Origin of the sequence: Paenibacillus sp. 2TAB19, from assembly GCF_052115185.1 — a bacterium.
Classification (GTDB): Bacteria; Bacillota; Bacilli; order Paenibacillales; family Paenibacillaceae; genus Pristimantibacillus.
The window spans coordinates 83,781-92,786 of record NZ_JBFRGE010000020.1 but is presented as its reverse complement, the minus strand read 5'-3'; the positions used below and the strand labels follow the sequence as shown (position 1 = coordinate 92,786).

General features: G+C 48.1%; 12 protein-coding genes. 10 read left to right on the top strand and 2 right to left on the bottom strand.

All coding sequences use genetic code 11. The features are described from left to right. Positions 1-403: 403 nt before the first annotated feature. Positions 404-934 carry a transposase gene (locus tag AB4Z33_RS11600; protein ID WP_442050077.1) on the bottom strand — a complete coding sequence of 177 codons (531 nt, stop codon included), beginning with the start codon at positions 932-934 and terminating at the stop codon, positions 404-406. Positions 935-1,166: 232 nt separating this feature from the next. Here AB4Z33_RS11600 and AB4Z33_RS11595 point away from each other — a divergent pair, with 232 nt between their 5' ends. From AB4Z33_RS11595 to rsmI, 10 genes are all read left to right on the top strand, one after another. After that, positions 1,167-1,358, top strand: coding sequence for a sigma factor G inhibitor Gin (locus AB4Z33_RS11595; protein ID WP_337103110.1), 192 nt, complete (start codon positions 1,167-1,169; stop codon positions 1,356-1,358). Positions 1,359-1,469: 111 nt separating this feature from the next. Continuing rightward, positions 1,470-3,002, top strand: a complete 1,533-nt coding sequence (locus AB4Z33_RS11590) for an aminotransferase class I/II-fold pyridoxal phosphate-dependent enzyme (RefSeq protein WP_442050076.1) — start codon at positions 1,470-1,472, stop codon at positions 3,000-3,002. A gap of 105 nt (positions 3,003-3,107) precedes the next feature. Then, positions 3,108-3,764, top strand: a complete 657-nt coding sequence (tmk, locus tag AB4Z33_RS11585; RefSeq protein ID WP_442050075.1) for a dTMP kinase — start codon at positions 3,108-3,110, stop codon at positions 3,762-3,764. Positions 3,765-3,819: 55 nt separating this feature from the next. Further along, a complete protein-coding gene (locus AB4Z33_RS11580) occupies positions 3,820-4,149 on the top strand; it encodes a cyclic-di-AMP receptor (protein WP_337103113.1) in 330 nt (109 codons plus the stop codon). A 17-nt stretch (positions 4,150-4,166) separates the two neighbouring features. Further along, entirely contained in the window at positions 4,167-4,610 is a 444-nt protein-coding gene (locus AB4Z33_RS11575) for a YaaR family protein (RefSeq protein ID WP_442050074.1), read from the top strand. Between the two features lie 20 nt (positions 4,611-4,630). Continuing rightward, a complete protein-coding gene (holB, locus tag AB4Z33_RS11570; protein WP_442050073.1) occupies positions 4,631-5,608 on the top strand; it encodes a DNA polymerase III subunit delta' in 978 nt (325 codons plus the stop codon). 3 nt (positions 5,609-5,611) lie between these two features. Then, on the top strand, positions 5,612-6,415 hold the full coding sequence (locus AB4Z33_RS11565) for a PSP1 domain-containing protein (RefSeq protein ID WP_442050072.1): 804 nt from the start codon (positions 5,612-5,614) through the stop codon (positions 6,413-6,415). Between the two features lie 50 nt (positions 6,416-6,465). Beyond that, positions 6,466-6,867, top strand: coding sequence for an initiation-control protein YabA (locus tag AB4Z33_RS11560; protein WP_442050071.1), 402 nt, complete (start codon positions 6,466-6,468; stop codon positions 6,865-6,867). A 155-nt stretch (positions 6,868-7,022) separates the two neighbouring features. Continuing rightward, entirely contained in the window at positions 7,023-7,691 is a 669-nt protein-coding gene (locus AB4Z33_RS11555; protein WP_442050085.1) for a tRNA1(Val) (adenine(37)-N6)-methyltransferase, read from the top strand. Continuing rightward, a complete protein-coding gene (gene rsmI / locus AB4Z33_RS11550) occupies positions 7,688-8,572 on the top strand; it encodes a 16S rRNA (cytidine(1402)-2'-O)-methyltransferase (RefSeq protein WP_442050070.1) in 885 nt (294 codons plus the stop codon). Before AB4Z33_RS11555 ends, rsmI begins: the two co-directional genes overlap by 4 nt. 126 nt (positions 8,573-8,698) lie before the next feature. Here rsmI and AB4Z33_RS11545 read toward each other — a convergent pair whose 3' ends face one another. After that, positions 8,699-8,953, bottom strand: a complete 255-nt coding sequence (locus tag AB4Z33_RS11545) for an AbrB/MazE/SpoVT family DNA-binding domain-containing protein (RefSeq protein ID WP_012772023.1) — start codon at positions 8,951-8,953, stop codon at positions 8,699-8,701. Positions 8,954-9,006 lie beyond the last annotated feature (53 nt).

Genomic DNA, 9,006 nt, shown 5'->3' with positions numbered 1-9,006 from the left:
GGGTCCTGGGAGAGTAGGACGTCGCCAAGCACGAGGAACCAACCGCATGTAGATGCGGTTGGTTTTTTGTTGTGCGCAGAAATGGCGACTTACCTCTCCCAGCCTGGGAGAGTAACTGAACCTTCGATCGATGAAAAGGCGAGGAAGCAGGTTGGTTTTTTGATATTCAAACAAATGCTAACGAATCCTATGAACCTTAATTGTTCTAAATAAGGTTATACGAGCATGGTAAAGAACTCTGATAACCTTATTGGTCTTCTGAGTTCCTTAATGTGCTTTAAAGTTACAGAATAGATACCTCTAGATTCGTTAAGTGCTCAACTGTGTAGGTAAGCGATGAATAGAGATATCTTGATTCGTTAGCCAGGAAAGGGGACGAGATGTCCCCAGGGCATGAAATGAGTTAACGATGATAATACGAGGCTTCCTTGGAGTCGAGCCTTACAACGCCGTCCTTGCGTTGCTTGCGAAGGGCGAAGGATAACATCAGCCTTGGTATGAGAAGCCATAGATGCCAGCATACGATGCTAATCATTAGCGATTCGTTAATCCACGGATACAGGAGGCCGATGATGCAGAGGCCAAGCCAGAACATTTGACGATGAACACGCCGGTAGACGAGCAGTGTAATATCGCTAGCTGGTTTGAAACCGATCCATGGCGGATTGATTCTCCAGATCCATTTGCGATCGGCAGCTTCCTCTACTTTAATAAACGTGAGCAGCATAATAACGATATGCAAGACTTGTACGACGGCAAAGCCGAATAGCCATGAGAAAAGCCCGTCCATTTGATACATGAGCATTTGGAAAGCGAGCAATAAGCCCGATATAAGAAGGTGGCTCATGATCAGCTCAGGCCGAATAACCTGGCGTTTAACGAGCATATACTGATAAATTGTAGCGTTTCGTTGGTCGGTTAGCGATTGGCGCATTCACGAACGTCCTTTCGGTGCGAATCATACATTCTCGTTATTATATCGGACTATTGTGCACGTATATGGAGAGCGAGCAGTAAACATTTTTGACTGAAATGGCGGAACCATCTGCGGAGTGGGCGCATACGATATATAAATATTTGAAATGGGCTATGAAACAAGTATAAAAAGATAGATTATGCGACATAATAGTAGCTATATAGKCAGGCATCAGAAAGCGGGGATTATAATGAATGATAATCGCGATCTTCATTGCATTATTTGCGGTCAACATAAGGCCGAGGGCGAAGGGATTCGAATTGTATCCGAATTTATTTGTACCGACTGCGAGAACGAGATGGTGAGAACGGATGTGAAGGATGCGAAGTATCCTTTCTTCATTCACCAGATGAAGCAAATTTTTATTGAAAAAAATGCATGAGCAGCCTCTTGCTACAGAGAGTTGCTCTTTTTTTTGCGTGCCGATAAGCTACAATAGAGCGTATAGAGCATTTAATCGAGCAGCTTTGAAGGAAAGGATAGTCTTATTATAATGAAGCCATTTATTGCGCCTTTATTTGAAAATGTAAGGAAACATGCCGATACAGATCCCGTCAGCCTGCACGTTCCCGGACATCGCGGCGGTCAAGCGATATCTGCGGTGAATGATAGTGAAGAGAATGATGAGTCATATATAGCTTATTATCAAGAAATAATGAAGCTCGATGTGACGGAGCTATCCTCTACCGATGATTTGCATCATCCTGAGGGTTCTATTCAAGAAGCGCAGCTGCTTGCTGCGAGTTGCTTCGGCTCGGAGGAGACATTCTTTCTTGTAGGCGGCAGTACGTCTGGCAATATAGCGCTGTTGCTTGCTATTTGTGAGCCGGGCGATGAAATCATTGTTCAACGAAATGTACATAAGTCTGTTATAAATGGGCTGAAGCTTGCTGGAGCAAAAGCGATCTTCCTGACGCCGCAATATGAGCAGCGTTCTGCTCTAGCGGTAATCCCTTCTCTCCAGGATGTTGAACGGGCGCTTCAGCAATATCCTGACGCTAAAGGTGTGTTTCTTACTAATCCGAACTATTACGGGATGGGTGTAGATCTAAGCGCTTATGCTGAAGCCATACATCGCTGCGATAAGCTGTTAGTCGTCGATGAAGCTCATGGAGCGCATTATGGATTGCATCCTGAGCTTCCAATTTCTGCGATCGCTGCTGGGGCTGACGCGGTCGTACAATCCACACACAAGACATTGCCAGCTCTTACAATGGGGGCGATGCTTCATGTACAGGGGGAACGGTTGCCTAGGCAAGCATTAAGGCAGTCGCTGGCGATGATTCAAAGCTCTAGCCCATCGTTTCCAATCCTCTCTTCGCTCGATATTTCCCGAGCAATGATTGATCGTTTCGGTCCCTCTCTATTCGCAGGGGCACTGGAGCAAGCCGCATCGTTCCGTAGCTGGGCCAGTGAATATGGCTCTCCGTTAGAAGTAATGGATGTATCGACCGACAGTGATCCTCACACCGCTACAATAAGCTATTGCGACCCTCTTAGAATCGTTATGTATGATCGCAGCGGCACTTTGACCGGATTCGAGCTGCAGAAGCAATTGGAGCAGCATGGCTGCTGGGCTGAGATGGCTGATCCGAGACATGTAGTCCTTATCTTTGGTATTCATATCTCTTCTGAGCATACGAGCAGGCTCAAGGAGGCTATATCAGCGATTGCCATGTTGAGCAAGTTAACCTTACCCGATGACGATAGAGCTCGTAAGAAGCCCGACACACCGTCTAACAGCATGGTGCATACATCAGATTGGGCCGAACGTATCTCACAACCGGTTTCATTTGCAAGATCAATACCTAAGCATGCGATACAGAAACGTATATCGTTAAACGAGGCGGAGAACTATAGGGCAGCGGAGATGGTCATTCCCTATCCTCCAGGCATCCCCGTTGTATATCCAGGGGAGAAGCTTACAAGAGCGTTGATCGATCAGATAGCGCGGTTGGCGACTGCAGGAGCTAAGTTTCAAGGTGCGGTTGATCCGGTTATGAATACAATAGGCGTATATGAGTAATTGTTCATTGTACTGGCTGGAACGCTTTGTTAGAATGGAAGGAAGCGGACAATATGCCGCTGTTAGGATAGACAATATTATTTTATGGTTAGGAGAAGCCTTAGATTGAAACAAGGTGTATTCATTACAATAGAAGGCGGCGAAGGCGCCGGCAAGACGACACTGATTGAACGGCTGGCGCATACGATGCTGCAGAGAGGGAAGGAAGTCGTCATTACGCGCGAGCCTGGCGGCATCCCGATAGCCGAGCAGATCCGCACCGTTATTTTGGACCGGGGCAACATAGCGATGGATGCAAGAACGGAGGCACTGCTTTACGCGGCTGCAAGGCGTCAGCATTTGGTGGAAAAGGTGCTGCCGGCGCTTGAAGCAGGCAAAGCGGTCATCTGTGATCGGTTTGTTGACAGCAGTCTTGCTTATCAAGGCTACGCACGGGGACTGGGAGTTGAAGAGGTATGGAATATTAACCTCTTTGCTATTCAAGAGCTGATGCCGCAATTGACGGTTTATATGGATATCTCGCCGGAAGTAGGTCTAGCACGGATCGCGCAGTCGGCGGAGAGAGAAGTGAATCGGCTCGACCTGGAGAAGCAGTCTTTCCATGAACGTGTACGCGAGGGATATATACAGCTGTTGCAGAAGTACCCGGATCGTATGGTGCGAGTGAATGCCGAGCAAACGCCCGAAAATGTGTTTATGGACGTTTTGGAAGTCGTTGATCGTCGTTTTGAAGGATTTTTTGCAACCGATGTCAAACTTTAAGAAGATCAAGAAGAATGAAATAACGTAATCTAATAGTAATCAAGGGGGAATGAAGATGAAATTAGTTATTGCGGTTATTCAGGATAAGGACAGCAATCGACTGTCGAATGCTCTTGTTCGTGAAGGCTTTAGAGCGACGAAGCTGGCAAGTACAGGTGGATTCTTGAGAGCGGGCAATACAACATTCATGATCGGTATAGAGGACGAGCGCGTTCATGAGGTGCTGCAGGTCATCGGATCGAACTGTAAGGTGCGCGATCAGTTGGTTACGCCGGTATCGCCTATGGGCGGCTCAACAGATTCTTACATCCCATTCCCTGTTGAAGTACAGGTTGGCGGTGCAGCAGTATTCGTCATTCCGGTCGAGCGGTTCGAACATTTCTGATTGGGCGTGATTAAAAGATGAAGATAGATCATGGATTCCGACCCGTCGGACAGAATAGAACGAATGCGGACCAAACTTCTAAGCCAGTGCAGGCGAAGAGTTTCGGTGATGTGATGGTGCAGCAGAATGACCAGCGCACGCAAGAGCAGATGCAGCAGAAGCTGCAGGACATTCATCGTCAAGGCGAGCGTCTTGCAAAGCTAATGACGGTGCGGGAGCTCAAGCTGTACCGCCAGATGGTGAAGTCGTTTCTAGAGGATACGGTCAGACGCGGAGTCGTATTGAAAGAAATTAAAGGGTTCGATCGCAGAGGACGCGTGAAGCGATATAAGCTTCTCGATGAGATCGATGAGTCTCTTATCGCAATGGCAGAGGAGCTGCTCGAAAGCGAGGAAGGACGAATCGATCTTCTAAGTAAGATCGGCGAGATTCGCGGAATGCTGATTAACCTGTTGTTCTGATAGAAAGGTAAGGAATAAGTATGAGTCTTGATCAAATGAGCGACCAATGGAAAGCGCTGCGTATTCTAAAGCATGCCCTAGGCAGCGGCAAAATATCGCATGCGTATTTGTTCCACGGGCCGTCCGGTACGGGACGAATGGCTATGGCTCGCGCCTTCGCCAAGGCGCTGTTCTGTACGGCAGGCGGTGATGATGCATGTGGTCTATGCCTCGAATGCCGTAAGTTCGAACATGGCAATCAGACGGATCTCATTACGATCGCGCCTGACGGTCAATCCATTAAGATCGATCAGATTCGCGAGCTGCAGCGTGATATGTCTTATCGGAATAGCGGTACGAAGTGGAAGATCTATATGATCGAGCAGGCAGACAAGATGACGCAGGCGGCTGCTAACAGCTTGCTTAAGTTTCTTGAAGAGCCGGTATCGCCTGTTGTGGCCATATTAATAACCGATAATGGACAAGCGGTATTGCCTACGATTCGCTCACGGACGCAGTGGGTACCATTTCTCCCTATGTCGCCAGAAGCTATGCTGGAAGCGCTAGTTGCGGAAGGGGCGCCTGCTCTGCTTGCGCGGACGGCTGTTCAGATGAGCTCTGGACTGGGCGGCGCTAGACAATTTCTCCAGCAGAATCAGTTTGCAGAAATAAGAAATCTAGTGATACAATTAGGCAAGGAGAGTTCAACCCGATTCACCACGGCGATGATCACTGCTGGGCAACAGTTATTTAAGACAGAACTGTCAGAGCATACACAATTGCTACTGTCGATGTTTGTATTATGGTTTAAAGATTTGATACAGTTCCAAGCCGGAAGGCAAGGAAATATCGTTTTTATAGATCAGTTGGATTGGATAGGCAAAAATGCTTTTCATCGATCATTTGCAGGCTGGGTGTCCTGCATTGAGCATACGCTTGAAGCGAGCAAGCGTATACGAGCGAATGTCACGCCTCAGCTCGCGTTTGAGCAACTATTGGTAAACCTACAGGAGGGCTAATCCTTGTATAATGTCGTCGGTGTCCGCTTCAAGAAAGCGGGCAAGATCTATTACTTTGATCCGGTCGAGCATCCCGTGAACAAGGACCAGCATGTTATTGTTGAAACAGCGCGGGGGATCGAATACGGTAAAGTGGTGGTGGGACAGAAGCAAGTTGGTGAATCGGATGTCGTCCTTCCTCTTAAGAAAGTGATACGCGTTGCTAACGATGTCGATGCCAAAGTCGTCGACGAGAACCGTGCAGCGGCTAAGAATGCATTCACTACGTGCCTGGACAAGATCAAAGGCCATCAGCTTAGAATGAAGCTGGTTGACGTAGAGTTTACTTTCGATCGCAACAAAATTATTTTTTACTTTACGGCAGAAGGCAGAGTGGACTTCCGTGAACTCGTCAAGGATCTCGCAAGCGTGTTTCGCACGCGAATCGAGCTTAGACAAATCGGTGTCCGCGACGAAGCGAAGATGCTTGGCGGCATCGGTCCGTGTGGACGAGTTCTATGCTGCTCCTCTTGGCTGGGCGACTTTGAGCCTGTATCCATCAAKATGGCCAAAGACCAGAACCTATCGCTCAATCCTACGAAAATATCCGGGTTATGCGGTCGCCTCATGTGCTGCTTGAAATATGAGCATGACAATTACGAGAGTGTTCGTGAGGAACTGCCGGCGGTAGGGAAAATCGTCATTACCTCACTTGGTGAAGGAAAAGTAACAGGCATTAATGCGCAAGCGAAGAGTGTATTCGTAAGTTTGTTTGATACACCGGGCAAGCCGAAGGAACTGCCATTTGACGATGTCGTTATTAAATAGAAGGCATAGGCTGCCAGAGATGCTTATGCTGGAAGCTCTGGGGTGGGAACTTGGAGAAGAAAGATATAATTGTACAGATCGATGAGTTGGATACAAGGTTCGCTAAGTTCCATGAAGAGCTGAATGATCTGAAGCAGAAGATGAAAGAGCTGCTGGAGGAGAATAAACGCTTAAGCATGGAGAACCACCAGCTCCGTAAAGTATTCAAGCGCGAAACTGCGCCAGCGCGAGAAGCGCTGCTGAAGCCTGTCGGCGCTGAACGTGAGCCTGTACTCTTCGAGTCGCGGACTGCCCATGAGGATGTTCTAATTGCGGCAGGCAACGCTGTAGGAGAAGGCCATGATAATTTAGCGCGGCTGTATCATGAGGGCTTCCATATTTGCAATGTGTATTACGGGCATTTGCGGACCGAGGGAGATTGCTTGTTTTGTCTATCCTTTCTAAATAAATAATGCAATCCGTATTGACAAGCCGTCCTTACCGCAAAGGGCGGCATTTTTATTACCACATCAGAATGTGTACTTTAAATTTTAAGGGTTAATAAAGGAGAGGCATTGACGTGTCTGAATCTGTAATCTTGGCGTCTAATGAGCGTCTAGATGATTTAATGACGGAGAATGGGTTAAAAATTATACAGAGCAGGGAAGTGTTCAGCTTCTCGCTTGACGCGGTGCTGCTGTCACGCTTCGCCAATATTCCGAAACGGGGCAAGATTGTTGACCTATGTACAGGCAATGGCGTTATTCCGATGCTGCTAAGCACACGGACGAAAGCACAGATCGACGCAGTCGAAATTCAGCCGCGATTGGCTGATATGGCAAGGCGGAGTATCGAGATGAACGGACTGCAGGAGCAGATACAGGTCATCGAGCAGGATTTGCGGGTTTATGCGAAGGAAGCGGGTAACGGCGTCTATGATGCGGTTACGGTCAATCCGCCGTACATGCCTGTAACAGCAGGCGATCAGAACGAGAATGAGCATTATGCGATTGCTAGGCATGAAATTCATTGCACGTTGAACGATGTGATGCAGGCGAGCGCCAGGCTAGTGCGCCCTGGGGGCAAGGTAGCGATGGTACATCGCCCTTCAAGGCTGCTTGATATCGTAGAGACGATGCGCAAGTGGAAGCTGGAGCCGAAACGGGTACAATTCGTCTATCCTCACGCGAATGCGGAGGCGAACATGATATTAATAGAAGCAATGCGTGACGGGAAACCTGATATTAAGCTTCTGCCGCCGATAATGGTGTATGAGAACGGGGTGCAAATCGTATGAACGTACAGAAGAGCTTTGGCACGGACAACGCCAAACAGCCTTATGGCAGCTTATATCTCGTAGGTACGCCAATCGGCAACTTGGAGGATATGACTTATCGTGCCATTCGGACGTTGAAGGAAGTACAGCTTATTGCAGCCGAGGATACGAGGCAGACGCGAAAGCTTCTAACGCATTTCGAAATCAGCACACGAACGGTAAGTTACCATGAGCATAACAAAAACGCGAGCGGACCGGAATTGATCCGGCTGCTGCAGGATGGACAGTCCATTGCGCTGGTCAGCGATGCAGGGCTGCCGGCCATATCCGATCCAGGCGCCGATCTCGTACGCGATGCGATCGATAATGGTATAACGGTAATTCCGATTCCTGGCGCTAATGCTGCGCTCTCGGCGCTTATTATGTCCGGGCTACCGACCGACAGCTTCACATTCGCCGGATTTCCCCCGCGTGACCGCAAATCGCTTACGAAGTGGCTGCAGGAGCGGGGCGGAAAGCGTGACACACTGCTGCTCTACGAATCGCCGCATCGCGTTACGAAGACGCTGGACGTCATATTGGACAGTCTTGGCGATCGCCAGATTGCATTAGTTCGCGAATTGACGAAGCGTCATGAAGAAGCAGTGCGTGGAACGGTGAGCGAATGTATAGCTTGGTTCGCAGAACATCCGCCGCTCGGTGAATTCGTAATCGTTATTGCAGGTTTAAGCGAATCTGAGGCGAGTGAACAAGAAGCAGAAGGTGCTTGGTGGTCCGAGCTTGATATTGCTGCGCATGTTGCGCATTATGAGAGAGACATGGATCGCAAAGAAGCAATTAAGAGGGCGGCTGTCGATCGCGGCTTGCCGAAGCGGGATGTCTATAACGAGGTTAATCGCTAGAATCGGGATTGTGGATAAGTGGACAAAAAAAGACCTTCCTGGCCGGGTTCTAGCGCAGGAAGGCATCAAGGAGTATAAAAAGGTTAGAATTAACATGTGGATATAAATGATTATAACCTATTTTTTTTATTTTGTCACAGGAGAAGGCATTTCTGATAAACAAATATGGCAAACTATTTTTCCTTTGAAGTAAGAAACGTTCTCTGCATTACCACAGAAGATACATGCAGGCTCGTATTTCTTCAACATGATGCGCTCTCCGTCCACGTAAATCTCTAGCGCATCCTTCTCTCCGATTCCTAGCGTACGGCGCAATTCAATCGGAATAACAACTCGTCCCAATTCGTCCACTTTACGGACAATCCCTGTTGATTTCATCATGATCTATCAATCCCTCTCTTAGATAAATTGTTTCGCCATCGTTCGACATGTTT

Coding starts and splice junctions, on each gene's coding strand:
- AB4Z33_RS11600 (WP_442050077.1), bottom strand. CDS start 934: ATGCGCCAATCGCTAACCGACCAACGAAACGCTACAATTTATCAGTAT.
- AB4Z33_RS11595 (WP_337103110.1), top strand. CDS start 1,167: ATGAATGATAATCGCGATCTTCATTGCATTATTTGCGGTCAACATAAG.
- AB4Z33_RS11590 (WP_442050076.1), top strand. CDS start 1,470: ATGAAGCCATTTATTGCGCCTTTATTTGAAAATGTAAGGAAACATGCC.
- AB4Z33_RS11580 (WP_337103113.1), top strand. CDS start 3,820: ATGAAATTAGTTATTGCGGTTATTCAGGATAAGGACAGCAATCGACTG.
- AB4Z33_RS11575 (WP_442050074.1), top strand. CDS start 4,167: ATGAAGATAGATCATGGATTCCGACCCGTCGGACAGAATAGAACGAAT.
- holB (WP_442050073.1), top strand. CDS start 4,631: ATGAGTCTTGATCAAATGAGCGACCAATGGAAAGCGCTGCGTATTCTA.
- AB4Z33_RS11555 (WP_442050085.1), top strand. CDS start 7,023: ATGACGGAGAATGGGTTAAAAATTATACAGAGCAGGGAAGTGTTCAGC.
- rsmI (WP_442050070.1), top strand. CDS start 7,688: ATGAACGTACAGAAGAGCTTTGGCACGGACAACGCCAAACAGCCTTAT.
- AB4Z33_RS11545 (WP_012772023.1), bottom strand. CDS start 8,953: ATGATGAAATCAACAGGGATTGTCCGTAAAGTGGACGAATTGGGACGA.